General features: G+C 67.9%; 25 protein-coding genes. 12 read left to right on the top strand and 13 right to left on the bottom strand.

The features are described from left to right. The first annotated feature begins 58 nt into the window (after window positions 1–58). From GV832_RS07855 to GV832_RS07845, 3 genes are all read left to right on the top strand, one after another. Window positions 59–1,012: a magnesium transporter CorA family protein gene (locus GV832_RS07855; RefSeq protein ID WP_168774299.1), complete on the top strand. Its 954-nt coding sequence runs from the start codon at window positions 59–61 to the stop codon at window positions 1,010–1,012. A gap of 129 nt (window positions 1,013–1,141) precedes the next feature. Next, window positions 1,142–2,239 (top strand): mandelate racemase/muconate lactonizing enzyme family protein, encoded by a 1,098-nt coding sequence (locus GV832_RS07850; protein ID WP_168774298.1) that lies wholly within the window; start codon window positions 1,142–1,144, stop codon window positions 2,237–2,239. Then, window positions 2,236–2,970 carry an SDR family oxidoreductase gene (locus tag GV832_RS07845; RefSeq protein WP_168774297.1) on the top strand — a complete coding sequence of 245 codons (735 nt, stop codon included), beginning with the start codon at window positions 2,236–2,238 and terminating at the stop codon, window positions 2,968–2,970. The genes GV832_RS07850 and GV832_RS07845 overlap by 4 nt, the downstream gene beginning before the upstream one ends. 166 nt (window positions 2,971–3,136) lie before the next feature. Here the strand turns inward: GV832_RS07845 and ilvN are convergent, their stop codons facing one another. Next, window positions 3,137–3,697 carry an acetolactate synthase small subunit gene (gene ilvN, locus GV832_RS07840; protein ID WP_168774296.1) on the bottom strand — a complete coding sequence of 187 codons (561 nt, stop codon included), beginning with the start codon at window positions 3,695–3,697 and terminating at the stop codon, window positions 3,137–3,139. A gap of 109 nt (window positions 3,698–3,806) precedes the next feature. Next, window positions 3,807–5,561, bottom strand: a complete 1,755-nt coding sequence (locus tag GV832_RS07835; RefSeq protein ID WP_168774430.1) for an acetolactate synthase 3 large subunit — start codon at window positions 5,559–5,561, stop codon at window positions 3,807–3,809. Window positions 5,562–5,968: 407 nt separating this feature from the next. Between GV832_RS07835 and GV832_RS07830 the strand changes: the two genes are divergently transcribed. The 4 genes from GV832_RS07830 (at window position 5,969) to GV832_RS07815 (ending at window position 8,414) form a co-directional block, all read left to right on the top strand. Beyond that, window positions 5,969–6,427, top strand: a complete 459-nt coding sequence (locus GV832_RS07830) for a DUF2852 domain-containing protein (RefSeq protein ID WP_435531749.1) — start codon at window positions 5,969–5,971, stop codon at window positions 6,425–6,427. A 142-nt stretch (window positions 6,428–6,569) separates the two neighbouring features. After that, window positions 6,570–7,034 carry an RDD family protein gene (locus GV832_RS07825; protein WP_168774295.1) on the top strand — a complete coding sequence of 155 codons (465 nt, stop codon included), beginning with the start codon at window positions 6,570–6,572 and terminating at the stop codon, window positions 7,032–7,034. A 130-nt stretch (window positions 7,035–7,164) separates the two neighbouring features. Continuing rightward, window positions 7,165–8,025 (top strand): arginyltransferase, encoded by an 861-nt coding sequence (locus GV832_RS07820; RefSeq protein ID WP_168774294.1) that lies wholly within the window; start codon window positions 7,165–7,167, stop codon window positions 8,023–8,025. Then, entirely contained in the window at window positions 8,022–8,414 is a 393-nt protein-coding gene (locus GV832_RS07815; protein ID WP_435531754.1) for a VOC family protein, read from the top strand. Before GV832_RS07820 ends, GV832_RS07815 begins: the two co-directional genes overlap by 4 nt. 126 nt (window positions 8,415–8,540) lie before the next feature. Here the strand turns inward: GV832_RS07815 and pdxA are convergent, their stop codons facing one another. From pdxA to lptF, 5 genes are all read right to left on the bottom strand, one after another. Then, on the bottom strand, window positions 8,541–9,509 hold the full coding sequence (gene pdxA, locus GV832_RS07810) for a 4-hydroxythreonine-4-phosphate dehydrogenase PdxA (RefSeq protein WP_168774292.1): 969 nt from the start codon (window positions 9,507–9,509) through the stop codon (window positions 8,541–8,543). A 119-nt stretch (window positions 9,510–9,628) separates the two neighbouring features. After that, the gene (locus GV832_RS07805; protein WP_168774291.1) at window positions 9,629–10,903 is read right to left on the bottom strand and encodes a peptidylprolyl isomerase; all 1,275 of its coding nucleotides are present in this window, start codon (window positions 10,901–10,903) and stop codon (window positions 9,629–9,631) included. Between the two features lie 2 nt (window positions 10,904–10,905). Beyond that, window positions 10,906–13,026 (bottom strand): LPS-assembly protein LptD, encoded by a 2,121-nt coding sequence (locus tag GV832_RS07800; protein WP_168774290.1) that lies wholly within the window; start codon window positions 13,024–13,026, stop codon window positions 10,906–10,908. Beyond that, window positions 13,026–14,120 (bottom strand): LPS export ABC transporter permease LptG, encoded by a 1,095-nt coding sequence (gene lptG, locus GV832_RS07795; RefSeq protein ID WP_168774289.1) that lies wholly within the window; start codon window positions 14,118–14,120, stop codon window positions 13,026–13,028. Before lptG ends, GV832_RS07800 begins: the two co-directional genes overlap by 1 nt. Then, window positions 14,120–15,229: an LPS export ABC transporter permease LptF gene (gene lptF / locus GV832_RS07790; RefSeq protein ID WP_168774288.1), complete on the bottom strand. Its 1,110-nt coding sequence runs from the start codon at window positions 15,227–15,229 to the stop codon at window positions 14,120–14,122. Before lptF ends, lptG begins: the two co-directional genes overlap by 1 nt. A 127-nt stretch (window positions 15,230–15,356) precedes the next feature. Here lptF and GV832_RS07785 point away from each other — a divergent pair, with 127 nt between their 5' ends. Both GV832_RS07785 and GV832_RS07780 read left to right on the top strand, forming a co-directional pair. After that, entirely contained in the window at window positions 15,357–16,820 is a 1,464-nt protein-coding gene (locus GV832_RS07785; protein ID WP_168774287.1) for a leucyl aminopeptidase, read from the top strand. A gap of 138 nt (window positions 16,821–16,958) precedes the next feature. Further along, window positions 16,959–17,438 carry a DNA polymerase III subunit chi gene (locus GV832_RS07780; protein WP_168774286.1) on the top strand — a complete coding sequence of 160 codons (480 nt, stop codon included), beginning with the start codon at window positions 16,959–16,961 and terminating at the stop codon, window positions 17,436–17,438. 220 nt (window positions 17,439–17,658) lie between these two features. On the opposite strand, the gene eda is transcribed toward GV832_RS07780, so the two are convergent. Together eda and edd are read right to left on the bottom strand one after the other, a co-directional pair. Continuing rightward, entirely contained in the window at window positions 17,659–18,297 is a 639-nt protein-coding gene (eda, locus tag GV832_RS07775; protein ID WP_168774285.1) for a bifunctional 4-hydroxy-2-oxoglutarate aldolase/2-dehydro-3-deoxy-phosphogluconate aldolase, read from the bottom strand. A 271-nt stretch (window positions 18,298–18,568) separates the two neighbouring features. After that, window positions 18,569–20,374: a phosphogluconate dehydratase gene (gene edd, locus GV832_RS07770; protein ID WP_168774284.1), complete on the bottom strand. Its 1,806-nt coding sequence runs from the start codon at window positions 20,372–20,374 to the stop codon at window positions 18,569–18,571. A gap of 208 nt (window positions 20,375–20,582) precedes the next feature. On the opposite strand from edd, the gene GV832_RS07765 reads away from it, so the two are divergent. Genes GV832_RS07765 through GV832_RS07755 form a run of 3 tightly spaced genes read left to right on the top strand, consistent with a single transcriptional unit; the run spans window position 20,583 to window position 23,077 of the window. Next, complete coding sequence (locus GV832_RS07765) at window positions 20,583–21,260, top strand: DUF6778 family protein (RefSeq protein ID WP_168774283.1); 678 nt, start codon at window positions 20,583–20,585, stop codon at window positions 21,258–21,260. A gap of 39 nt (window positions 21,261–21,299) precedes the next feature. After that, window positions 21,300–22,535: an RSP_2647 family RNA methyltransferase gene (locus tag GV832_RS07760; protein WP_168774282.1), complete on the top strand. Its 1,236-nt coding sequence runs from the start codon at window positions 21,300–21,302 to the stop codon at window positions 22,533–22,535. Continuing rightward, complete coding sequence (locus GV832_RS07755; RefSeq protein WP_168774281.1) at window positions 22,535–23,077, top strand: RSP_2648 family PIN domain-containing protein; 543 nt, start codon at window positions 22,535–22,537, stop codon at window positions 23,075–23,077. The genes GV832_RS07760 and GV832_RS07755 overlap by 1 nt, the downstream gene beginning before the upstream one ends. Before the next feature lie 69 nt (window positions 23,078–23,146). Here GV832_RS07755 and GV832_RS07750 read toward each other — a convergent pair whose 3' ends face one another. From GV832_RS07750 to GV832_RS07735, 4 genes are all read right to left on the bottom strand, one after another. Beyond that, window positions 23,147–23,749: a DedA family protein gene (locus GV832_RS07750; RefSeq protein ID WP_168774280.1), complete on the bottom strand. Its 603-nt coding sequence runs from the start codon at window positions 23,747–23,749 to the stop codon at window positions 23,147–23,149. A 364-nt stretch (window positions 23,750–24,113) separates the two neighbouring features. Then, window positions 24,114–24,473, bottom strand: coding sequence for a hypothetical protein (locus GV832_RS07745; protein WP_168774279.1), 360 nt, complete (start codon window positions 24,471–24,473; stop codon window positions 24,114–24,116). After that, window positions 24,470–25,639, bottom strand: a complete 1,170-nt coding sequence (locus GV832_RS07740) for a vWA domain-containing protein (protein ID WP_168774278.1) — start codon at window positions 25,637–25,639, stop codon at window positions 24,470–24,472. The genes GV832_RS07745 and GV832_RS07740 overlap by 4 nt, the downstream gene beginning before the upstream one ends. 1 nt (window position 25,640) lies before the next feature. Continuing rightward, window positions 25,641–25,805, bottom strand: coding sequence for a hypothetical protein (locus GV832_RS07735; protein ID WP_168774228.1), 165 nt, complete (start codon window positions 25,803–25,805; stop codon window positions 25,641–25,643). Window positions 25,806–25,826: the final 21 nt, after the last annotated feature.

The raw sequence follows: 25,826 nt of genomic DNA, 5'->3' as shown, positions 1-25,826 counted from the left end.
TTTTCGCCCCTTTTGTCCAGAGCAAGCCTGTGCCACCCAAGATGAAGGAGGTCCGCCCATGCTTTTCGCCTATCGCTCCGAAGGGGAAACCCTGATCCAGACCCTGCCCGAGGCCGCGCTCTGGATCGACCTCGCCAAGCCCGAGGCAGAGGAGGCGGCCCTGGTCGCGCCCTTCGTCCCCGAGATCCCGACGCTGGAAGACCTCGAGGAAATCGAGATCTCCGCCCGGCTTTACCGCGAGGGCGGTTTCGACATCATGACGATCCTGGTGCCGGGCCTGAGCCGCGACGACCTCGTCACCCCGATCAACGGCCCGGTGGCCTTCCTGAAGGGCGGTGGCCGCCTGGTCACCGTGCGCTACCACATCCCGCGCCCTTTCGAGACCTATCCAGCCCGCGCGGGCAAGCTCGGCCTTGGCTGTGCGACGCCCGAACGCATCTTCCTGGGCCTTTGCGAAGAGATCATCGGCCGCATCGCCGACCTGCTGGAGGGGGCGGGGCGCGCGCTGGACCGGATCACCCATGACCTCTTCGCCCCCAAGGCCGCCCCCACCGCCGCCTTCCTGCAAGAGGCGCTCGAGACCGCCGGCCGCCAATCCGACATGGTGGCCAATTGCCGCCTCTCGCTTCTGACCCTGGACCGCGCGCTTGGCTTCTTCCGCGTGGGGCTGGAGGACCGCGGCCAGGCCGAGCCCCACAAGGCCACGATCATCGGCCTCTCCCGCGATGTGCAGGCGCTGGAGGTCCATGGCGATTACCTCACCGCCCGCGTGGCCCAGGTCACCGATGCGACCTTGGGCATGATCAACCTGGCGCAGAACACCACCGTGCGCATCGTCTCGGTCGTGGCCGTGCTTTTCCTGCCGCCCACCCTGATCGCCTCGGTCTATGGCATGAACTTCCGCCAGATGCCGGAGCTGGATTACCCTTGGGGCTATCCTGCGGCCCTGGTCCTGATGGTGCTTTCGGCGCTGGTGACCTTCGGCATCTTCAAATGGAAGAAGTGGCTGTAACGCCCGCGACCAGCCAAGTCGCGAAAGTCACAGAACCTCTGCCTCGCCCCTTTCATACTGACAAAAATATCCTCGGGGGGTCTGGGGGGCGCGAGCGTCCCCCAGCCTTTCTTCCAACGGAGCGCGCCCATGAAGATCACCAAGCTTGAAACCTTCGGCAATCCCTTCGTCACCTTCACCCGGGTGACGACCGAAGACGGCGCCACCGGCTGGGGCCAGCTTTCCACCTATAACGCCGATATCACGGCGGAAATCTTCCACCGCCAGGTCGCGCCCCATGTTCTGGGCACCGATATCGACGCGATGGAAGACACGCTCCAACGCATCTATGAGAAAGAGCACAAGTTCCCCGGCAGCTACCTCCGCCGCGCGCAGACCGGTTTCGACACGGCCGTCTGGGACCATCGCGGCAGGGTCCAGGGCAAATCGGTGGCCGAGCTTCTCGGCGGCTCGCCTGGCCGCGTCCGCGCCTATGCCTCCTCGATGAAGCGCGATATCACGCCGGAAGACGAGGCCGCGCGGCTCTGCAGCTTGCGCGACCGCGACGGGTTTACCGCCTTCAAATGGCGCGTGGGGGCGGAGTGCGGGCGCGGTCAGGACGAATGGCCCGGCCGCACGCCGGAAGTCATCAAGGTGGTCTCCAGGGCCTTGGGCGATGTGGACAAGCTCGTCGATGGCAATTCCTGTTACGGCCCCAAGGCCGCGATCGAGGTGGGTCATATGCTCCAGGACCACGGCATCGGCCATTTCGAGGAACCCTGTCCCTATTGGGAATACGACCAGACGGCGCAAGTCCGCGCGGCGCTGACCATGGATGTCGCGGGCGGAGAGCAGGATTGCGAACTGTCCTCCTGGCAGCTGATGATCGACCGCAAGTCGGTCGATATCCTGCAACCCGATGTGATGTATATGGGTGGCATGACCCGCACGCTCATGGTCTGCAAGATGGGCGAGAAGGCGGGCCTGCCCATCACCCCCCATGCGGCCAACCTCTCCCTGGTGACGATCTGCACCGCCCATCTTCTGCGCGCCATTCCGAATGCCGGAAAGTATCTTGAGTTTTCCATCGAAGGCCTCGACTACTACCCGTGGCAGGAGGGGCTCTTCCTCGGGAACCCCTTCGCCATCGAGGACGGCCAGATGACCGTCCCCGATGCGCCCGGTTGGGGCGTCGAGATCAACCCGGAGTTCCTGGCGAACTCCACGCACAAGGTAAGCGCGCTATGACCCAAAGCATCATCATCACCGGCGCAGGCTCGGGCATCGGCCAGGCCACGGCCCAGGCATTCCTGAAGGCCGGCTGGCGTGTCGGGCTTTTGGGCCGCCGCGAGGGCCCGCTGCGCGAAACCGCCGGGTCATCGGATGCGCTGATCCTGCCCTGCGACGTGACCGACCCCGCCCAGGTCGAGGCCACCTTCGCCAAGGCGGCGGCCCATTGGGGCCGCATCGACTGCCTCTTCAACAACGCGGGCCAATCGGCGCCCGCAGCCCCCATCGACGAAATCCCGGTCGAGACCTGGATGAACGTGGTGAATGTGAACCTGAACGGCATGTTCTTCTGCGCCCGCGCGGCCTTTGGCCAGATGCGGCGGCAGGCGCCGCAGGGGGGGAGGATCATCCAGAACGGCTCGATCTCCGCCCATGTCCCCCGCCCGGGCTCGGCGCCCTATACGGCGACGAAACATGCGGTGACGGGGCTGACCAAGACCTTGGGCCTCGATGGGCGGAAGTTCGACATCGCCGTGGGCCAGATCGACATCGGCAATGCCGCGACCCAGATGGCCGCGGCCTTCCCCAAGGGCGTGCCCCAAGCCGATGGCGAGATCCGGGTCGAGCCCGTGATGGATGTGGCGCTTGTGGCCGAGGCGGTCCTGAACATGGCCCGCCTGCCCCTGGACGTGAACGTGCCCTTCATGACGATCATGGCCCGCGACATGCCTTATATTGGCCGGGGCTAGCCCGGCCGGGCCCTGTATCGGGCGGGGCAGGGCGGGGCTCACCCCGCCGCCTGCGCAAAGGAAAACCCGGGGTATACCCCGGGCCACGCAGCGTCACCAGAGCGACCCATCGGGCAAGGTCGCTTCCCCTCAACAGCGTAGCCCGGGGTATACCCCGGGCTCTCACTCACACCCCGCGCGAGAGCGCCGCAACCCCGGTCCGCGCGATCTCGGCAAGCCCCAGGGGCCGCATCAGGTCGGCAAAGGCGTCGATCTTCTCGGGCGTGCCGGTCAGCTCGAAGACAAAGCTCTCCAGCGTCGAATCCACCACCTTGGCGCGGAAGATTTCGGCCAGCTGCATGGCCTCGACCCTTGTCTCGCCCTTGCCGCGCACCTTGAAGAGCGCCAGTTCCCGCTGCACCGCAGGCCCCTCGGCCGTCAGGTCATGGACCTCGTGGACCACGACCATGCGCTCCAGCTGCGCCTTGATCTGGGCGATGACCGCCGGGCCCCCGCGCGTGACCACGGTGATGCGGCTGCGGTGGCCCTCATGATCCACCTCCGCGACCGTGAGGCTCTCGATATTGTACCCGCGCCCCGAAAACAGCCCGATGACCCGGGCGAGAACCCCGCTCTCGTTGGCGACCAGCACGGCAAGGGTATGGCTCTCGATCAGATCGCCATTGGGGTCGCGCAGCTCATAGGCCGAATGGCTCGAGGAGCCCTTCTTGATGTTCAAAGCATTCATCGTCTTCCTCCAGGGGCCCCCGCGCCATCCTGCGCTCCCGGCCCTGATTTCATCTTTTCACAAATATCCCACGGGAGGGTCCGGGAGGGTGTGAAACCCTCCCGGGGGGTCACACCAGCACCGCGCCGCCCGCCTTGATGACGCCCTGGGTATCCGCCTCGCCCAGAAGCATCTCGTTATGCGGCTTGCCCGACGGGATCATCGGGAAGCAGTTCTCGTGCTTCTCCACGCGGCAGTCGAAGATCACCGGGCCGTTGTAGGCCAGCATCTCCTTGATCGCCTCGTCCAGGTCGGCTGGGTCGGTGCAGAGGATGCCCTTGCAGCCGAAGGCTTCCGCCAGCTTGACGAAATCGGGCAGGCTCTCCGACCAGGAATGGCTGTAGCGCTCGCCATGCAGAAGCTCCTGCCACTGACGCACCATGCCCAGGCGCTCGTTGTTCAGGATGAACTGCTTGACCGGGGCGCGGAATTGCATCGCCGTGCCCATCTCCTGCATGTTCATCAGCCACGATGCCTCACCGGCGACATTGATCACCAGGGCCTCGGGATGCGCGATCTGCACGCCGATCGAGGCCGGGAGCCCATAGCCCATGGTCCCGAGCCCGCCCGAGGTCATCCAGCGGTTGGGCGCCTCGAAGCCCAGGAACTGCGCGGCCCACATCTGGTGCTGGCCGACTTCCGTGGTGATATAGCGGTCCATGCCCTTGGTCAGGGCCTCGAGCCGCTCCAGCGCATATTGCGGCTTGATCGTCTTGGTCGAGGGCTTGTAGCTCAGGCATTTCACCGCGCGCCATTCGGCGATCTGGGCCCACCACTTCGGCAGAGCGGCCTTGGCGGTCTTCGACCCGCGCGCGCGCCACTGTTTCAGGACCTCTTCCAGGACCAGGGTGATGTCGCCCACGATACCCACATCGACATGGATGACCTTGTTGATGGACGAGGGGTCAATGTCGATATGAACCTTCTTCGACCCCGGCGAGAAGTCCTTGATCCGCCCCGTGATCCGGTCATCGAAACGCGCACCCACGTTGATCATCAGGTCGCAGCCATGCATGGCGAGGTTGGCCTCGTAAAGCCCATGCATCCCGAGCATCCCCAACCAGTTCTTGCCGCTGGCCGGATAAGACCCCAGCCCCATCAGCGTCGAGGTGATCGGGAAATCGGTCTCGGCCACCAGCTCGCGCAGAAGCGCGCTGGCCCTGGGGCCAGAGTTCACCACGCCACCGCCGGTGTAGAAGACCGGCCGCTCCGCCGTCTCCATCATCTCGACCAGAAGCGAGATCGCCTCTTCATCGCCGCGCACGCGGGGGGCGTAATGCGAGGGCCGGGCATTCTCGGCCTTGACATAGGTCGAGGTGGCGAATTGCACATCCTTGGGAATGTCGATCAGCACGGGACCGGGACGGCCCGAGGAGGCGACATGGAAGGCTTCGTGGATGGTCTGCGACAGGTTGGCCGTGTCCTTCACCAGCCAGTTCATCTTGGTGCAGGGGCGGGTGATGCCGACCGTATCGGCCTCCTGGAAGCCATCCGTGCCGATCATGAAGGTCGGGACCTGGCCCGAGAGAACCACCAGCGGGATGGAATCCAAGAGCGCATCGGTCAGCCCGGTGACGGCATTGGTCGCCCCTGGGCCAGAGGTCACCAGGGCCACGCCCACCTTGCCGGTCGAGCGCGCGTAACCTTCGGCCATGTGGATGGCGCCCTGTTCGTGGCGCACGAGGATGTGGCGAATGTCGTTTTGCTGGAAGATCTCGTCATAGATCGGAAGCACCGCGCCGCCCGGATAGCCAAAGACCACCTCGACGCCATGTTCCTTCAGCGCCTGAACCACCATCTTCGCACCGGTCATCACCGTCATGATCTTCCCTTTCCAACCCAACAAAAAACCCCCGGGGGCTTCCCGGGGGCGCATGGATGCCAATCTGGCTGCCGTTACCGGCCCAAGCGCCCAACCTGTCTTTCTACAAGAAGAGGAGCCATTTCACCCTCAAGCTTCCGATGGCGGGGACACTATTGGCGCCGCAAGGCAGCGTCAACCGCAAAAAGACGGGAAAAGTGTCGCAAGGGGGTGATATTTTGAAGTTTTCTTGCGGATGGTGTGTGCGCAGCGCAACTTGTGGAAATCGGACTGCCGGGGCAGGGGCTGGCCGGGGGCAAATCAGCGGATTTTGGCCTAATGTAAATAATCATAACATCCCCTCTTGCGCGAAAAGCTGAGGTCTCCCATCTTGGTGATGTGAAACGAATTCACATCGCAATGGAGACGCAATGTACACCCAGTCCTATCCCGAAGCCACCAAGGCCAAGGGCGGCATCCTGACCATGGCGCGCAATGTCGAGGGCTGGCTGGACCAGCGCGGCAAGGGCGCCTGGATCGCTGCCATGGTCCTTGGCTTCATCTTCTTCTGGCCCCTGGGCCTCGCAACCCTCTTCTACATGATCTGGAGCAAACGCATGTTCGGCCGTTCCTGCCGCAATCACGACCAATCGCACCGTTTCGGCCGCAGCTTCGGCGGCGGCAATGGCGCCTTCCGTTCCTCGGGCAACTCGGCCTTCGACGCCTACCGCGAAGAGACGATCCGCCGCCTGATGGACGAGCAGGAGGCCTTCGAGTCCTTCCTCCAGCGCCTGCGCGAGGCCAAGGACAAGACCGAGTTCGACGCCTTCATGGACGACCGCGCCAAGACGGCCCGTCCGGCTGCGGCGCCTGAAGCGCCCGCCTCGTAAGACCATGGGTGCCCCGGGCTCGACCCGGGGCCCCGACCCTGTCTTTCCACCGGGGGGGCAGCCCCCCATCCCCCGCCCCCCAATCCCTGCCCAAGAGGCTCCGGGTCAAGCCCGGAGCACCCGGGCCCCAGCGGAGACCGCGATGAACCACGCCCAACAGACCCTGCATGTCATCCCCGAGGCGCGCCTCTTCCAGGGCGTGGCCGGGCGGCGGCTTCTGGCCTGGGTGATCGATACGGTGCTGATCGCCGTGATCACCACTTTCCTGACCGTGCTGACCGGGTTCCTGGCGCTGTTCTTCCTGGGCGGGCTCTATGTCGCGGTGAACTTCCTTTACCGTTGGCTCGGCCTTGCGCGCCACTCCGCCACCCTGGGCATGCGGATGATGGGCCTGACCTTCATCGACCGCGACACGCAAGCCATCGATGGCGGCACGGCCTTTTTGCATACGCTGTTCTACACGCTCTCGGTGGCTTTCGTGATCCCCCAGGTCCTCTCGGTCCTGCTCATCGCCTTCACCCGCGATCACCGCAGCCTGTCGGACATCGTGCTGGGCACGGCGCTGGTCAACCGCGAGGCCCTTGGGCCGACGCCGATCTTCCGCTGAGGCCGCAGAGGTAAATTCTCTCTTGCCGTAAAGTCGCAGGCTTTTGGTAAACGGCGCAGCGGAGGGCGCAAACGGGCTTGGCGCGGCGCCCGCGCCTTGCTACCCTGTGGCCGCAAGCACTTGGGCCAATATGCGTCACACCCTTCCCATCGCGCCACAGTTTTATGTGACGGCCCCCCAGGCCTGCCCCTATCTGGATGGCCGGATGGAGCGCAAGCTCTTCACCGCGCTGCAGGGCGAACATGCGCAGAAGCTGAACGATGCCCTGTCCAAGCAGGGCTTTCGGCGTTCGCAGAACGTGCTTTACCGGCCCTCCTGCGCCGAGTGCTCGGCCTGCCTTTCGGCCCGCATCCGGGTGGCCGATTTCCAGCCCAACCGCACACAGCGCAAGGTGATGAAGGCGGCCTCCCATCTGCGCCGCAACGCGACCTCGCCTTGGGCCACCGAGGACCAATTCGCCCTCTTCCGCCGTTACCTCGATGCGCGTCATGCCGATGGCGGCATGGCCGATATGGATGTCTTCGAATTCGCCGCCATGGTCGAGGAAACCCCGATCAAGTCCCGCGTGATCGAATACACCCGCCCCTCGCGCCCCGGTGAGCGCGGCCGTCCGCTCGCCGCCGTCTCGCTGACTGATGTCTTCGATGACGGGCTGAGCATGGTCTATTCCTTCTACGATCCCGACCTGGCCGATCTGTCCTTGGGGACCTTCGCCATCCTCGACCATATCGAGATCGCGCGCGAGGCGGGGCTGCCCTTCGTCTACCTGGGCTATTGGGTGCCGGGCTCGCGCAAGATGGGCTACAAGGCCAAGTTTTCGGCGCTCGAGATCTACAAGGGCGGCCAATGGTCCCCCATCGGCGACCCCGAGACCCACCGCGCCGAGCTGCACCCCCTCTCGGTCGAGCCCATCGCCGAACAGGTGGCCCGCATCGCTTTGCCGGAATCGCGCCCCGACGCCCGCCCCGCCTTGCCCGGCGACAAGAGCTGATGCGCCTGTCTGGCTTTTCCATCCTCGTCCCAGACTACGATGCCGCCATCGCATTTTACTGCCAGGGCCTGGGCTTTCCGCTGATCGAAGACTTCGACCAGACCCGTCCTGATGGCAGCCGCAAGCGCTGGGTGACGATCGAACCCGCCCCGGGCCTGCGCGTGGTCCTCGCCCGGGCCGAGGGCGAGGCGCAGCTTGCCGCCCTCGCCCATCCCATGGGCGGCCGCGTCTGGCTCTTTGCCGCCACCGAGGATTTCGACGCCGATGCCGCCCGGATCACGGCGGTGGGCGGCATCTTCGAAGAAGCCCCCCGCGATGAGCCTTACGGCAAGGTCGCCGTCTGGCGCGATCCATTCGGCCACCGCTGGGACCTGATCCAACCCAAGTAGAGCGCCGTTCCGGCGCTTGCCTCCGGCGGGAGATATTTGGGCCAAATTGAAAGCGGCAATGCGTTTGTGCTTTCAATTTGGCAAAAATATCTCCGGGGTGAGGCCGCAGGCCGAGGGGCAGCGCCCCTACTTGCTCCGCGCCGCCGCCATGCGCGCCGCCATCGCCAGGGCCGCCACCGTGCTGTCCGCCCGCGCCAGCCCCTTGCCCGCGATGTCGAAGCCCGTGCCGTGGTCGGGCGAGGTGCGGATGAAGGGCAGGCCCAAGGTCACGTTCACGCCCTCGTCGAAGGCCAGGGTCTTGATCGGGATCAGCGCCTGGTCGTGATACATGCAGATGGCCGCGTCATAGGTCGCGCGCGCGCGGGCGTGAAACATCGTGTCGGCGGACAGGGGGCCGCGCAGGTCGAGGCCCTCGGCCTTGAGGCGGGTCAGGAGGGGGGCGATCAGGGTGATCTCTTCGGTCCCCATGGCGCCGCCCTCGCCCGCATGGGGGTTCAGGCCCGCCACGGCGATCCGGGGGGAGGCGATGCCGAAATCGCGGATCAGGCCGGCATGGGTCAGGCGGATGACCTCTTCCAACAGGTCCGCCGTCAGCAGGCGGGGCACATCGGACAGGGCCTCGTGGATCGTGGCGGGCACGACGCGCAAGGTGTCGGAGGCCAGCATCATGACCACCGGCACATCGCCTGCCAGATGTGCCAGGTATTCCGTGTGACCCGGGAAGGCGAAACCCGCGCCGTCCTTCAGTGCCTTCTTGTGGATGGGCAGGGTGCAGAGCGCCGAGGCCTGGCCTGACTGCACCAGCTCCACGGCGCGGGCGATGACGGCGATGACATCCTTGGCATGTTCGGGCCGCGCCTGGCCCAAGGTGGCGGGGCCGTCGAAGTCATGGGCCAGGACGGGCAGGGTGTCGGGGGCCAGGCGCAAAGCCTCGGCAGGGGAGCCTATGACCTTGAACCGGGTCCCCGGGATCAGGTGGCGCGGGTCGCCGATCCAGAAGAAGGGCAGGTCGGGCAGGGCGGCCCGGGCCAGCGGGGCGATCTCGGCGCCGATACCCGCAGGTTCGCCGCAGGTCAGGGCAATCGGTGCGATCATGCTTTGGGTCTTTCGTGACGTTGGGGCATCATGGGCTCGGGGCGCCAGGGGGCGGGCTTGAGCGACCCCGGTGCCGATCCCAAGCTGCTGCCCCGGGCTTGACCCGGGGCCTCCTGGGGTCAGGGCGTTTCGACAAAGGCGTTGAAGCGCAGCTCTTCGGCCCAGGCCTCGGCCAGAAGCCCGACCTTGCGGTTCAGGATATCGGTCCGCACCGCCTCACGGGCCTGGGGCAGGCCAGAGGCCTTGCTGCGCGAACACAGGACCAGGACGCGGCCATCGGCCAGAACCCGGGCCTCGCCCCCATCCATCCCCGAAACGGCCGCCGCGAGATCGGCGGGCAGGGCGGCCTCGGGCCGGGTCTCGCGGGTCAGGACCGCGCCCTTGCGCGCCACGGGGTAAAGCCCGTCGCAGCCCATGACCTGGGCCGCCAGCGTCCCCGTGCCGCCTGCCAGCAGCGCATATTCCACCACCGAGGCGCCCTCGCCCGCCACTGCCCCCTCTTGCCGCAGGAGGTAAAGCGCCGCCCCCCCGGAGATGGGCAGGACATTGGTGACCTCGCCCGGACGCAGGCCCGACAGCGCGGCCTGGACCGGCCCGGGCAGGGCGCTTTCGTCCAGCCAGCCCAGCTCGCCCCCCGAAGCGGCCGTCGTGGCCTTGGAGAACTGCCGCGCCATCAGCGCGAAATCCTTCTCGGTGCGGATCGCCAGCTTGACCCGCCCGGCCAGCGCCACGACATCGCGGCTGCCATCGGCGGGGATCACCAGTTCCGACAGAAGCACCCGGCGCCCCTCTCCGGCCGAGGCGCCCATGCCGAGCGCCCGGTCGACCTCGGCCTCGGTCACCTCGATGCGGCCCGCGAATTTCTCGCGCGCAGCCGCCCGCCACAGAAGCCCCGACGCGACGAAGTCGCGGAAGGTCTCGGGCGCGACGCCGGCCTTTTCCATCTCGAACAGGAAGGCCTCGAGCGAGAGTTTCGCGCGGGCGGCGAATTCCTCCATCCCGCCGCGGATCTGTTCGGGCGTGACCGAAAGCCCCAGGCGCCGCGCCTCGACCGATTGCAGCCGCTCGCCGATCAGCGCCTGGAGCGCCAGGGTCCGCAGGTCGCCCTGCTGCTGCAGGGCGGTCAGGAAGGCCACGCGCTGGTCGATCTCGAAATCCGAGATGGCGGCGCCATTGGCGATGATCACCGGGGCGATCGAGGTGATGGGCGGCGGCAGGGGCTGGGGCGCCATGGGATCGGCGGCGCCGGTGGGGAAGGACTGCGGCTCGACCGGGGCCGGGGCTGCGGGTTCGGCGGAGGTGCTGCCCGAAAACGGCACCTCGGCCAAGACGGGCCCCGCCAAAAGCGCCAAAAGCGCAAGGCCGCGCAAGCTATGGGTCAAAAGCGCTGTCATCTTCACCTCCGGCAAGTCGTGGCGGCCCGGCCCTTGGAGGCCCCGCCCAGGCCCAGAAGCTCGACCGTCAGGCCGAAATCCGAGCTTGGGGCGACAATAGACGAGCTTGTAAAGCGGCGCGAGACGGAAAGATCGACCGACAGACATTCGTTGCGGAAGCCAAGCCCCAGGCTGGCCCGGGTGGTCTGGCTGGACAGGTCATAGCGGTCGGAAGCCGACAGCGTCCAGAAGTCGCCCAGCCGCGCCGTGCCGTCCAGGACGACTTCGCGGATGTCCTCGGCCCGGCCCTGCGTGGCATCGGCGGGCACGAATTCATAGCCGCCCGACAGGCCGGCCCTTTGACCCGTCAGCGCGAAGCGGCTTTCAAAGCGGCTGAGGCTGGCATCTTCGCCCACCAGGGCCCTTGCGGTCAGCGACAGGCGGCTGTCCAGCGTCACCTGGCCCGCCACCAGCCAGTCCGAAGCCGCCCCGCCCAGGCCCGAGGCGGTGGAAAACGCGCGGGTCTCGTCCAGCCGGATGACCCGGCCCAGGGTCAGGCCCCAATCCGGCCCGGCATCCGATTGCCGCGTGACCGAAAGCCCGAGGTTCAGCCGCAGCCCGGTTTCCAGCGCATCGGCGCCGGGGAAGCGGTCAAGGGCGTAAAGATTGGCCTCGTCGAATTCGACGAGCGCGGAGTCCTCGTTGGGGATCGCGGCATCGGCGCGGGTCCGGGCGGTCACCAGTTGCAGATGCGGCTCCAGAAGCGTGACGCCGCCCGCATCGCGCCGGATCAGCGGATAGCCCAGCCGCAGGGCGCCGCGCGCAGAGGTCCGCGCCGCATCGCCCGCATAAAGGTCATCCTGGTCGATCGAGTAGAAATCCGCCCCCGCCTGGAGCCCCGCATCCAGCGTCACGCCCCCCGGCGTCACCCAGCGCCGCGCCCATGCGGCCCCCAGGCTGACCCGCCCCATGTCGCGCCCATCGGCGATCCCGTCGCCATCGCCATCCGCCCCCGAGGTCGCATTGCGCCTTTGCCCCGAGATTTCGGCGTAGAGCGTGGCCGTGCCGCCAAGCGCGCCGGGGGTGAAGCGCCGCACGGCCTCGGCCCCGGTCAGGGTCGAGGGCTGGGTCGCGTTGCTTTCGGTCGTGCGCAGGGTGCGCAACGAGGTCAGTTCGGCCGAGGTGAAGCTGTCGCGCGTCACCCGGCTCAAGCGAAGGGTCGAGACCAGGCGGTCTTCCTCCGAGATGCCATAGTCCTGCAGATAGGCCGGGTCCGAGACCAGGGTGCCATCGAAGCCCAGGTGCCAGTCGCCGCCCAGGTCGAAAGCGGCCTTGGCGCGCAGGGTGCCGCGCAGGTCGGTGGGCAGCAACCGGTCGCGGCTGAAGGCGCCTGCAAGCTCCAGCGTGCCACTGGCATAGGCCTGGCGATAGCGCCAGCCCAGGGTCCGCCCGCCGTTGTCGGTCAGGAAGGGCGTCAGGGTCAGATCGCGCGAGCGTCCGAGGGGGATGAAATAGGGCAGGCTGATCCCGGTGCCCAAGGCGGTCGAGGCGCTGAGTTCGGGGAAGAGGAAGCCCTGGGCGCGGTCCAGCGTCGGGTCGGGCACACGCAGGACGGGCAGGTAGATCACCGGCACGCCCGCCAGGCGCAACGAGGCCCCGGTGAACCAGATTTGCTGCGCCTGGGCGTCATGGACCACTTGCCGCGCCCGGATCTCCCACAGGGGCGGGCCATCGCCGCAGACCCGGCAGGACGAGGCCGCGACCGACCGCATCGCAGTGACGCTCCCGTCGCGCCGCATCTCGGCCGCGGCCAGTTGCAACTGTTCGGCCATGACGATGCGGGCGGTGCGGATCAGGCCCTCGGTCAGATCGGCGGTGAATTCGGCGCTGTCGGCGGTGATGCGGCTGCCGCTGGCATCGGTGATCAGGATCGGCCCCTCGATGACCAGGTGATCCTGGGCCGCGTCATAGACCACGCGGGAGGCCGTGATGTGCTGGCCCTTGTAGAACACCTCGACATGGCCCGAGGCGACCATGACCTTGCTGCTTTGCAGCGTCAGCCGGTCGGCCACCAGGGTGGCCTGGTCCTGTGCGGCGGCCGGAAGGGCCCAGAGCAGCGAAAGCAGAAGGACAAGCAGACGCATCAACCGTCCTCCAGGTGCAAGAGCAGCCCAAGGGCAAAGAGCAGGGCGGCGATGGGCGGGGTCCAGGCGGCAAGAAGGATGGGGATCTGGCCGTTCTCGCCCAGGACCTGGCCGAAGTTGCGCAGGAAGAAGACGGCAAAGCCCGACAGCACCGCCCCCAGGATCAAGAGCCCGCCGCGCCTCAGCCGCGCATGACCCATGGTGAAGCCCCCCGCCAAAAGCACCATGGCGGCGAAGAGCAGCGGCTGGGCCAGCTCCATCTGGTACCAGACCTCGTGGCCAAGCGCCGAAAAGCCCGCCCGGTGCAGGCCCGCGATATAGTCGGGCAGGGCCCAGAAGCCGATGGCGCCCGGCGTGCCGAAGCCCGCGCGGATGCGGTCGCGGGTCAGGTCGGTGGGCAGGCTCGCCCCGGGGCCGAGGGCCTCGGCCCGGCGCTCGGGGTTCTCTTGCCGCAGCGACCAGCGCTTCGCGCCGCTGAGATCCCAGGCGCCCTCGCCCAGGACCGCCTCTTGCGCCTCGATCCGGGTTTCGGGCGTGCCATCGGGGCCGAAGGTCAGGAAGGTGACCTCGTAAAGCGCGGTCCCGTCCAGGTTGGCGCGGGCGGCAGAGACCACGGTCTGGCCCTCTTCGCTGCCCTGGCGCAGCCAGAGCCCGGCCTCTGACACCGACAGGACCGAGCCGCCGCGCGACTGGCCCTGGCTCAGCACGTCATAGCGCCGCGAGGTGGCAGCGACGAGCGGATCGAGCACCGTGACGCAGACCGCGCCCAAAAGGAAGGCCGTGACGGCGGGCGCCAGCAGGATCACCAGCCCCGACCGCCCCGAGGCGCGCATGACGACCAGTTCCGACGACCGCGCAAGGCCGATGAAAAGCGAGATGGCCGACAGGATGACGATCAAGGGCAAAAGCTTGTAGAAGGTCGCAGGCACATTCATCACCGCCAGCATCAGCGCGCCCGACAGCGTCAGGCCCTCGTCCGAAAAGCGGCGCAGCTCGTCGACCATGTCCAGCGCCACCATCAGCGCGAAGAACCCCGCGAAGATGCGGAAGGTCAGCCAGAGGAAGCGGCGCGCGATGTACAGATGCAGGACCATCAGGAGGCCCCCATCCGCCGCGAACGCCCCGCCCAGGCCAGGAGCCCGAAGGCCAGGGCAAAGCCCAGGACCGGCGCCGCATAGGCCAGCGCCCAGCCCTGCGAGAGCCTGCCTCCCGCCCCCCCGGCCGCCGTGGCCAGGCCCTGGACCAGCACCAGGATCCCCACGGCCAGCGCGATCTGGCGCCACAGGCCAAAGCGGCTGAAGCCCCCGACCAAAAGCGCCGCAAAGCCGATGAGCGAGACCGACAGCGCCAGGAAGGGCTCTGCCAGCCGCTGATGGCCCTGGAAGCGCAGGTCCAAGAGGCTGCGCCCGGTCTCGGCCACAAGAGCCTCGGTCGGGAACAAGAGTTCGAAGGTCCCCAGCTCCGCATCCGACCGCCCCCGCGCCGCACGTCCCACCAGCATGGCGCCCAGGTCATAGGTGAAATCGGCAAAACGCGTGACCGACAGGCGCAGGGTCGCCTTCTCCAGCGCCTGGGCCATGCCGCCCACCATGATCAGCTTGGGCCCGTTCTCGCCGCGCAGCAAAAGCGCCGAGGGCGCGGTATAGGTCATGCTCTGGGCCGGGTCGCGGGCATCGGCGAGGAAGATGTCGCGGAGTTCCCCCCTCTCGGTGATCTCGCGGATGTAAAGCGTGACCTCGGGGGCGGGATGGGTGAAGACCCCCGATTCCAGGAAACGCGCGGTCAGGTTCTCGGACAGTTCGGCCCGGGCCTCGGTCAGGGCGGTGCGGCTTTGCGGCACCAGGACATGGGTCAGAACGGCGGCCATCAGCGCGACGACCAGGCCGAAATACAGGACCGGACGCGCCAGGCGAAAGGGCGAGAAACCGGTGGCCTGCATGACCACCATCTCGCTGTCGCCCATCAGGCGGTTGGTGGCATAGACCGTGGCGATGAAGGCCGCGATGGGCAGAATCAGCTTGATGACCTGGGGCAGGGTCAGAAGCGAGAATTGCACGAAGACCCAGATCGACTGGTTGTCGCCGATCAGCTGGTCAAAGAGCCCCACCGCCTTGTTGACCCAATAGACCCCCGCGATGACAAGGGCGAAGAAGCCGAAGTATTGCAGGAACTGGCCCAAGATATAGCGGTCGATCCGTGGCAATGCTGGCTCTCCTTTGGCCGGGACACTACAGCCAAGCGCGGGGAAGGAAAACTGCCATCTGGCCATTTCCCCCGCCGCGTCCTAGCCTCGCGCACATTGCCGCCCATTCCTGCCCTTGGAGCCCCCCATGACCGATGTCCTGATCCCCGCCCTCGTCACCACCGTCCCCGAGACCCTGGGGGCGGTGACGGCCAAGATCGCCGTCTTCGCCGAGGGCGATGCGCCCAAGGCCGCGCTTCTGCGCAGGCTCGACCGGCTGACGCGGGGCATGGTGACCAAGGCCATGGGGTCCGAGGCCTGGGGCAAGGTGAAACCCGGCGAGGCGCTGGAGCTCTCCCATGCGCCGGGCCTCGCGGCCGAGGGCCTGGTGCTGGTGCGCCTGCCCCGGCGTCCCACGGCGGAAGAGGCGCGCAAGGCGGGTGCGGCCTTGGCCCGGGCGCGGGGCAAGGCGGGGCTGCTGGTGCTCGCCGAGGGCGCGGCGCGGCTTGAGGATATCTTCCTTGGCCTGATGCTGCGGTCCTATGATTTCGCGGTCTACAAGACCGGCGAGAGGCCCGAGAAGGGCACGGTCAGCGTCTCGGTCACCGACCTCGCGGCGGCGAGCGCCGCGCTGGAGGCCGCCCGCGCCGTGGCCGAGGGCGTGACCTTCACCCGCGACCTGGTGAACGAGCCCGCCAATGTGCTGACGACGATGGAGTTTGCGGCAAGGCTCGAGGGCCTGCGCGACCTGGGCGTCGAGGTCGAGGTCCTGGACGAGGAAGAGCTGGAGCGCCTTGGCATGCGCCTGCTTCTGGGCGTGGGGATCGGGTCGGAATGTCCCTCCAAGGTCGTGGTGATGACCTGGAAGGGCTCTGACGCCGAGCCCTTCGCCCTGGTGGGCAAGGGGGTCTGTTTCGACACGGGCGGCATCTCGATCAAGCCTGCGGGTGGCATGGAAGAGATGACCATGGACATGGGCGGGGCGGGCGTCGTGGCGGGGGTGATGAAGACGCTCGCGCTGCGGAAAGCGCGCGCGCATGTCGTGGGCCTGGTGGGTCTGGTCGAGAACATGCCCGATGGCCGCGCCCAGCGTCCGGGCGATATCGTGAAGTCCATGAAGGGCGATACGGTCGAGGTGATCAACACCGATGCCGAGGGGCGCCTCGTGCTGGCCGATGTGCTCTGGTATGCGCAGGAACGCTTCAAGCCCACGGGGATCATCAACCTGGCGACGCTGACCGGGGCGATCATCGTGGCCTTGGGGTCCGAGAATGCCGGGGTGTTTTCGAATGACGACGCGCTCTGTGGCGCTTTCCTCAAGGCGGCTGCGGCCGAGCAGGAGGGCGCCTGGCGGATGCCCATGGGCGCGGCCTATGACGAGAAGCTGAAGTCGCGCCTGGCCGACATGATGAACGTGGGCGGCCGCGAGGGCGGGGCAATCACGGCGGCGCAGTTCCTCAAGCGCTTCATCAAGGAGGGCCAGCCCTGGATCCACCTCGACATCGCGGGGGTGACCCTGGCCAAGGGCGATACCGGGCTCGCGCCCAAGGGGGCGACGGGCTGGGGGGTGCGGTCCCTGAACCGGCTGGTGGCGGATATGCTGGAGCGCTGAGATGGCAAGTAGGGGAGTTGCCTGGCCTGGCCCTGGACGTGTGACCGGGGGCCCTCGGTTTTGGGGCCCTCGGTTCTGGGGCCTTGGCGACACCCGGGCTGAGCGTCCAAGGATGGTGCCCTTCGGGCGGAGGCGTGGATGAGCGCCCCCTCCGCGACGGCGGTCTTCTACCACATGATCCATGCCGGGCTGGAAGAGACCGTGGCGATGATCCTGACCCGGGCGCTGGGTCAGGGCTGGCAGGTCATGCTGCGCGCGCCCGAGAGCGGGTTCCTGGAGCATCTCGACCGCCAGCTTTGGCTCGGCCGCGAAGAGGGATTCCTGCCCCATGGCCTGGCGGGCGGGCCCCATGATGCGCTGCAGCCGGTGCTTCTGGGCACCGGCGCCATTGGAAATGGCGCGCGGGGGCTGATGCTCCTGGGCGGCGCGGGGGCGTCCGAGGCCGAGATGGCGGGGCTCGAGCGGGTCTGGGTGCTGTTCGACGGCGCGGATGCGGCGGCGGTGTCGCGCGCACGGGAGGCCTGGGTGATGTTCACCGGCTGGGGCCTCGGCGCGCAGTACTGGAGCGATGCCGAGGGGCCCTGGGCGAAGAAATCCGAGAAGGCGGCGCGGGGGTAAGGGGGCCTCGCCCTTCGGGCTCGGCCCGCGCGGCGGCGGGGGCGCTGATCCCTGAGGGGCGTGCTGGCGGGACGGATGGCCTCGCCTTCGGCTCGGGCGCGCGCGGCGGCGGGGGCGCTGATCCCCGAGGGGTGCGGCTGGCGGGACGGATGGCCTCGCCTTCGGATCGGGCCCGCGCGGCGGCGGGGGGCGCGCGGGCTGGCGCCCGCGCGTCTTGGGCTCAACGAAGCGCGCGGGCCTCGGCGGCGAGGCGGGTGACCTCGGCCCAGTCGCCGCGGGCAAGGGCATCCTTGGGGGCAACCCAGGAGCCACCGACGCAGAGGATATTGGACAGGCCCAGGTAATCGCGGGCGTTCTTCAGGCTGATGCCTCCGGTGGGGCAGAATTTCACCTGGGGGATGGGCGAGCCGATGGATTTCAGATAGGCGGCGCCTCCGGCCTGTTCGGCGGGGAAAAACTTCTGGACTGTGTAGCCCTTTTCTAGAAGCACCATGATCTCGGTGGCCGTGGCCGCGCCGGGGAGAAGCGGCAGGTCATGTTCGGCGCAGGCATCGAGGAGACGCTCCGTGGCGCCGGGCGAGACGCCGAACTTGGCGCCGGCAGCCTTGGCGGCCTTGACATCGGCAGGGGTCAGAAGCGTGCCCGCACCCACGACGCCGCCCTCGACCTCAGCCATGGCGCGGATCGCGTCGAACGCCACGGGGGTTCGCAGGGTGACCTCCAGCGCGGGGAGGCCTCCGGCCACGAGGGCGCGGGCCAGGGGGGCAGCATGGGAGAGGTCCTCGACCACGATCACCGGGACGACGGGGGCGAGGCGGCAGATCTCGGCGGCTTTGAGGGATTGTTCAGCGGGGGTCATGTCAGGCTCCGGTTCTGGGCCGCCAGCGCGGCGGAGAGGTTGGAGCCTCCGGCGGGGATATTTGGGCAAGTATGAAAGAGAAAAGCAGAGGTCGAAGAGCGGTGTTGACCCCCCAACTCGGGCCGCTTGCGCGGGGGAGAAGGGGGGCCTTTCACACTTGTCGGTCATCGGCGTCCCCGCCTGTACCGCACTTCAATCGTTAACCCTGATTCCTTTCATACTTGTTAAAATATCCCCGCCGGAGGCGCACATTTCAAACAATGTTCCCGCTTCAGAACAGGGAACTGGCCCCTTCCGTCGCATTGCCCACGCGGGCGCGGAAGGTTGCGAAGAGTTCGCGGCCGAGGCCGTATTGGTTGGCAGAGAGGTCGGCCTCGGCGGGTGTCCGGCTCTCGAAGTCCTCGGCCAGGACGCTCAGCGTGCCGGCCACGGCGTCGAGGCGAAGCATATCACCGTCCTGCACCCGGGCGAGGGGGCCACCGGCGGCGGCCTCGGGAGCCACGTGGATCGCGGCGGGGACCTTGCCAGAGGCGCCTGACATGCGGCCATCGGTCACCAGCGCCACCTTGTAGCCCTTGTCCTGCAGGATCGACAGCAGGGGGGTCAGGGAGTGCAGTTCGGGCATGCCATTGGCTTGGGGCCCCTGGAAGCGGACGACGACCACCGTGTCCCCGGTGAACTCGCCTGCCTTGAAGGCGGCCTTCACGGCGTCCTGGCTGTGAAAGACGCGGGCCGGGGCCTCGATCACGTGACGCTCGGGCGCCACGGCCGAGACCTTGATCACCCCGCGCCCCAGGTTGCCCGCAAGCTGCTTCAGGCCCCCGGTCGCCGCAAAGGGCGCCGAGACGGGGCGGACGATCTTGTCGTTCAGGCTCTCTTTCGCGCCATCGGCCCAGGTCAGGCGGCCCATGACCAGCTTGGGCTCGCGGCGATAGGCTTGCAGCCCCTCGCCCATCACGGTTTTCGCATCCTCATGCAAAAGCCCCGCATCCATCAGCTCGCGCATCAGAAGGCCCAGGCCCCCTGCGGCATGGAAATGGTTCACGTCGGCCATGCCGTTCGGATAGACCTTGGCCAGCAAGGGCACGGCCTGGGAGATATCCTCGAAATCCTCGAGGTCGAGGAGCACGCCCGAGGCCCGGGCCATGGCAGGCAGGTGCAGGACCAGGTTGGTCGAGCCCCCCGTGGCCATCAGACCGACGAGGCCATTCACATAGGCGCGTTCGTCCAGGATCTCTCCGGCCGGGCGGTAGTCGTTGCCGAGCGCGCTGATCGCGGCGGCGCGTTCGACGGCGGCGATGGTCAGCGCCTCGCGCAGCGGCGTGCCGGGGTTCACGAAGGAAGACCCGGGCAGGTGGAGCCCCATGAACTCCATCAGCATCTGGTTGGTATTGGCCGTGCCGTAGAAGGTGCAGGTGCCGATGCCGTGGTAGCTGGCCATCTCGGCCGCCATCAGCGCCTCGCGCCCGACTTCACCGGCGGCGAAGGCATTGCGGACGCGGCTCTTCTCTTCATTCGGCAGGCCGGTCGACATCGGGCCCGCGGGGACGAAGACCGCCGGGATATGGCCGAAGGTGGCCGCCGCGATGATCAGGCCCGGCACGATCTTGTCGCAGACGCCAAGGTAGAGCGAGCTGTCAAAGGTGTTGTGGCTCATGGCGATTCCGGCCGCCATGGCGATGACATCGCGGGAGAAGAGCGACATCTCCATCCCCGGCTGGCCTTGGGTGACCCCGTCGCACATGGCCGGAACCCCACCCGCGACCTGGGCGGTCGCCCCAAGCCGGCGCGCGGTCGAACGGATCAGCTCGGGGTAATGCTCATAGGGTTGATGGGCCGAGAGCATGTCGTTATAGGCGGTCACGATGCCGATGTTGGTCGCCCGCCCCTCGGCCAGCGCCGCCTTGTCCTGGGTCATCGCCGCATAGGCATGGGCCTGGTTGCCGCAGGACAGATGCGCACGCACCGCGCCCTTTTGATGGGCCGCGCCCATGCGGTCCAGGTAATCGCCCCGGCTGCGCTCAGAGCGTTTGCGGATGCGGTCGGTCACGCGGGCCAGGGTCGGATGCAGCGCCATGATGTCCTCTTGGTTACGCCGCCCATGATAGCAAGGGCCGTTAGCGCTAACAATACCCAATTCCGCGCCAAGGCCCATCCTGCCCGCGCCAAGCGCCCCCTGCAAGGCATCAGCCCCGGGATCACCGCGAAGATGTGCGCAAATTTACCAAATTCGGCCATATTCCCCCGCCAAGTTGAGGCCAATGGAAAAGCCGGAGGGCTGTGAGATGAAGTTGAAGGCAGGTCTGGCACTGGTGGCGGCTTTGGCGCTGGCCGGGTGCGACGCAGGACAAGTGGTCAGCCGGAGCGCGGGGACGGCAAGCGCCGTCACCGGGCTCATCGGGGGCGAGGCGGGACAGGTTCCGGTCGCGGCTTCCTACAATGTGACGCGGCTCGATGTGATCGTGCCGCGCAGCCTGCGGGTCTCGGAAGAGAACACCTATGTGCCGCGCGCCGATATCGTCTGGCATGGCGACAGGCTGGGCGACCGCTACGAGCAGGTCCGCTCGATCATGACCGAGGCGGCCCAGCGCGGCACGGCGGGAATGCACAGCGGCACGCCGGTCACGGTGCAGGTCGAGATCATGCGCTTTCACGCCCTGACTCCCAAGGCGCGCTATACCTTCGGCGGCAATTTCGCGACCCGCTTCCTGTTGACGGTGCGCGATGCGCGCTCGGGTGCGGTGATCGACGGGCCCCGGATCGTGGTGGCCGATTGCCCGGCCTCGGGCGGGCAGCGTGCGATGGAGGAAGAGGCGGCTGGCATCACCCAGCGCATGGTCATCGTCGACCATGTCTCGGGCGTCTTCCAGCGCGAGTTGTCGCGGCGCATCGTCCTGCCGGGCGCCGAGGCTGCGGTCAGCCGCAACGCCTTCCAGCCCTCGGACCTGGGCCTGATCCAATAAGGCTTTCGCAAAGCCTGGCAAGCGACTAAAGGGGGGCGCATGAGCCCCTCTTCTGACACCGACCCGCAAAAGCCCCAAACCCGTCCCTATGGCGACCGCCCGGTCGTGCGCCTGCGCCCCAAGGGGGATGCGCGGGCCATCAGGCATGGCTTCCCTTGGGTCTATGCCGACGAGCTGGTGACCGACCGCCGCACCCAAGGGTTGGAGCCCGGGGCTCTGGCCGTCCTCGAGGATGGCGAGCGGCGGCCCCTGGGGCTGGTGACCGTCAACACCAAGTCCAAGATCATCGCAAGGATGCTGGACCGCGACCCCCTGGCCGTGATCGACCAGGCCTGGTTCGCCACCCGCATCGCCAAGGCCCTGGCCCTGCGCGAAAAGCTGCATGACACGGCCCATTACCGCCTTGTCCATGCCGAGGCCGATGGACTGCCCGGCATCGTCATCGACCGTTTCGGCGACGCCGTGGTGGTCCAGCCCAATGCCGCCTGGGCCGAAGCTCACCTGGAGCCCCTGGTCGCGGCCCTGGTCCAGGTCACCGGGGTTTCGACCGTGATCAAGAACGGCTCGGGCCGGTCTCGGGTGCTGGAGGGGTTGGCGGAAGAGATGGTCGTGGTCCAGGGCGGGGTCTCGGCCCCGGTGCCTGTGCCGATGAATGGTGCGGTCTATATGGCCGACCTGATGGGCGGGCAGAAGACCGGGCTCTTCTATGACCAGCGCCCGAATCACGCCTTTGCCGCAAGGATGGCCAAGGGCGCGCGGGTGCTGGACGTCTTCTCCCATGTTGGCGGTTTCGGGTTGGCGGCGCTGGCGGGCGGCGCGGTTTCGGCCCTGGCCGTCGATGCCTCGGCCGCCGCCCTGGGCCTGGCCGAAGAGGGCGCAAGGGCTGCGGGTTTCAGCGGTTTCTCGACCCGCCAGGGCGATGCCTTCGACGTGATGGAGATGCTGGCCGCCGAGGGTGCCCAGTTCGACCTGGTGATCTGCGACCCGCCCGCCTTCGCCCCCGCCAAACCGGCCCTCGAGGCGGGACTTCGCGCCTATGAGCGCGTGGCGCGGGGGGCTGCGGCCCTGGTGGCACCGGGCGGCTACCTGGGGCTTTGTTCCTGCAGCCATGCGGCCGATTTGCAGGCTTTCCGCAATGCCTCCTCGCGCGGGATCGGGCGGGCAGGGCGCCGGAGCCAGCTGATCCACACCGGGTTCGCCGGCCCCGATCACCCGATGCTGCCGCACCTGGCCGAAAGCGCTTACCTGAAGGCGCTGTTCTTCCGGCTGGACTGATGAGAGCCGTCCTCGACGCCTGCGTGCTTTACCCATCCGTGCTGCGCGAGATCCTTCTGGGCGTCGCGGCACGCGGGCTTTACGAGCCCCTGGTGTCAGACCGCATCCTGCGCGAATGGACCTTGGCCACGGCGAAGATCGGCCCCGAAGCCCAGGCCCTGGCCGAGGGCGAGGCCCTGATGGTGAAAGCCGCCTTCCCCCGCGCCCTGGTGCGGGAACAGCCCAATATCGAGGCGCGCCTCTCGCTGCCCGATCCGAATGACGACCATGTCCTGGCCGTGGCGATCGGCGGCCATGCCGATGCGATCGTGACCTTCAACGCCCAGGACTTCCCGCGCCCCGTTCTGGCCGATCACGGGCTCGACCGCCGCGACCCGGATGGCTTCCTGTGGGAGCTCTGGTCGCATCACCCCGCCGAGGTCGGCGCGGTGGTGGCGGGCGTCCATGCCAGGGCCTGCCAGATGGCGGGCGAGGAGATCCCCCTGAAGCGGCTTTTGAAGAAGGCGCAGCTTTGGCGGCTCTCCAAGGCGCTGGAGGGGTGAGGTTGACTGGGGGCCAGCCCCCAGACCCCCGGGATATTTATGAAAAGATGAATTGGAAGAGGGCGTGGTTCAGCCCTTGGCGCGCTCTTGCCTGAGGCTGTTGACCAGCCACCAGGCGGCGGCTCCCATGGCGGCGAGGCCTGCGAGGATGCCCAGAAGCGAGCCCGCATAGTCGGTGGCGGCCTGGATATTGCCGGCAAAGCCATAGCCGAGGCCGCAGTAAAGCCCGACCCAGACGGCCTCTCCCAGGACGCCCCAAAGCGTGAAGCGCGTCCAGGACCAGCCCAGCGCCCCGGCGGTGAAATTGGCGTAAGGTCCGACCGGGGCGAAGAGCCAGCGGGTGAAGAAGATGCCCGGCGCGCCCCTGGTCTCCATCAGCCGGGCGGCGCGGTCCAAAAGCGCCGCGCGCGTCGGGTTGCGCGCCAGCCGCGCGAGGAGGGGTTGCCCGCCAAGCCGCCCAAGCCGGTAGCCCGTCTGATCCCCCGCCACCGCCCCGGCCAGCGAGCCCATGAGCAGGGCGCCAAGGTCAAGGTCTCCGGCCGCCGCGAAGCCCCCGGCCGTCAGCATCAGGACGGAACAGGGGACGGGCAGGGCGAGGCAGGAGAAGAAGGTCGCAAGGGCCATGAGCCAGACGCCCCAGGTCGGCACCAGGGCCAGGAGCCAGTCGGTCATGGCCCTCCCTCCACGAGAGGCGGCGGGGCAGCGGGCAGGTCCCCGCCCAGCCGCAGGCTTTGGCACATCAGGGTGTGCAAGACTGGCCGCCGCCGGGCGCGCGCAGCCCCGGGCCCATCGCCGCGCCACCAACCTCGGCCCCCATCCTCGGTCCCCAAGCGCAGTCCGGCGCCATGAAGGGGCTCTCGCAGCATCGGCCTGGCCCGGGGTGCACAACGGGGCCTGCGCAGAACGCATGCCGAGGCGCCCCGGTGCCCGGCCAGGCCCGCAAGCCAGCGCCCCCCTTTCATCTTTTCATAAATATCCCGGGGTCCGGGGCAGCGCCCCGGGGGTTCCGCCTGCGCAGGTCGCACGAGGCTCCCCCTCACGGCGCCATCCCCTCTGCGGCCCGCATCTCGGCCAGGGTCTTCTCGACCAGGGCGATCACCTCGGCCACCGGGACGCCGCGCTGGTCGGCAATCTCTTGCAGCGTGAAGGGTTGGCCCTCGACCGGCATCGGCAGTCCCGCGCGGGCATCGATCTCGCGTGGGGGGAGGTCCCAGGAATGGCCGATATAGCCCACCGTCATCCAGGGCTGGATCGGCTCCTCGTGATGGCCCGCCCAATAGACCGCCGAGACCGCGATGCGGACCACGAAGAACAGCGTCACGGCGGCAGCGAGAAGAAACACCAAGCTCGCGGCCCGGTGGCGGCGCCAGAGAAGGGCAAGGTCGGTGCGGGTCATCGGATCTCCTTCAGGCCCAAGGTCAACCCATTCAACGTCAGGGGCACCATCTTTCCGTCGAAGATGTCGCCGATCATCGCGGTGGATTGTGCATAGCGCCAGCCGGGCTCAGGCGTGGGGTTGATCCAGAGCGACTTTGGCCAGGCCACGCGCGCCCGCATCAGCCAGGCGCGGCCGGGCTCGGGGTTCCAGTGCTCGACGCTGCCACCCCTGGCCTCGATCTCATAGGGGCTCATCGCCGCATCGCCCACGAAGATCGCGCGGTGGTCGGGGCCGAAGCGGCGCAGCACATCCAGCGTCGGCACCGAGGCGCGGCGGGTCGCATCGGTCCAGAGCGTCTCGTAAAGGCAGTTGTGGAAGTAGAAGACCGTCATGCGGTGAAACTCGGCCTGGGCGGCCCCAAACAGAGCCCTTGTCTGCAGGACATGGCCATCCATCGAACCCCCGATGTCGAGGAACAGAAGGACCTTGACCCCGTTGCGCTTCTCCGGCCGCTCTTGCACATCGAGCCAGCCCTGCCGGGCGGTGGCGGCGATCGTGGCCTCGAGGTCGAAGCGCTTCTCCCCCTCCCGCGCCCAACGGCGCAGGCTGCGGAGCGCGAGCTTCAGGCTGCGCGGGGCCAGCTCGGCATCGGCATCCAGATCGCGGAACTCGCGCCGCTCCCAGACCTTGACGGCGCGACCCTGACCGCCCGGCCCGCCGATCCGCACCCCCTCGGGGTTGTAGCCAGAGTGTCCAAAGGGCGATGTCCCCCCCGTCCCCACCCATTTCGAGCCCCCCTCGTGGCGGCCCTTCTGCTCGGCCAGGCGCTGGCGCAGGGTCTCCATCAGCTTGTCGAGGCCACCCAGGGCCTGAACCGCCGCACGCTCTTTCTCGGTGAACTGCCGCGCCAGGGCCGCCTCCAGCCAGTCGCGGGGGATGTCCAGGGCGGCGAGGACCTCGGCATCGGGCAGGGCGTCGAGCCCCGCGAAGCTTTCCGCAAAGGCGCGGTCGAAGCGGTCGAACAAAGCCTCGTCCTTCACCAGGCTCATGCGGGCCAGGTGGTAGAAGCCCTCCGGGTCATTGGTGGCAAGCCCCGCCTGCAAGACGCCCAGAAAGGACAGGTAATCCGTCAGGCCGACGGGCAGGCCTTGCTTCCTGAGGTTCAGGAAAAAAGGCCGGAACATCCTAGTTCAGAAGCCGCGAGACGAAGACGACGACGACCAGCGAGGCCAGGGCCGCGCAGATGCCCCAGACGGCGGCATATTGCGCCATGTCGACGCCGCGCCCGCCCTTCTTGCGGGCGAAAAACGCGCCTGCCGCCGCCGCTCCGGCAATGACCAGCCACATCATGTGAAAGCCCCTCCGCCGCCA

The sequence above is a fragment of the Stagnihabitans tardus genome (assembly GCF_009925085.1).
Classification (GTDB): domain Bacteria; phylum Pseudomonadota; class Alphaproteobacteria; order Rhodobacterales; family Rhodobacteraceae; genus Stagnihabitans; species Stagnihabitans tardus.
Note: the sequence above shows the minus strand (reverse complement) of the source record. Positions and strands in the feature narration are given on the sequence as shown.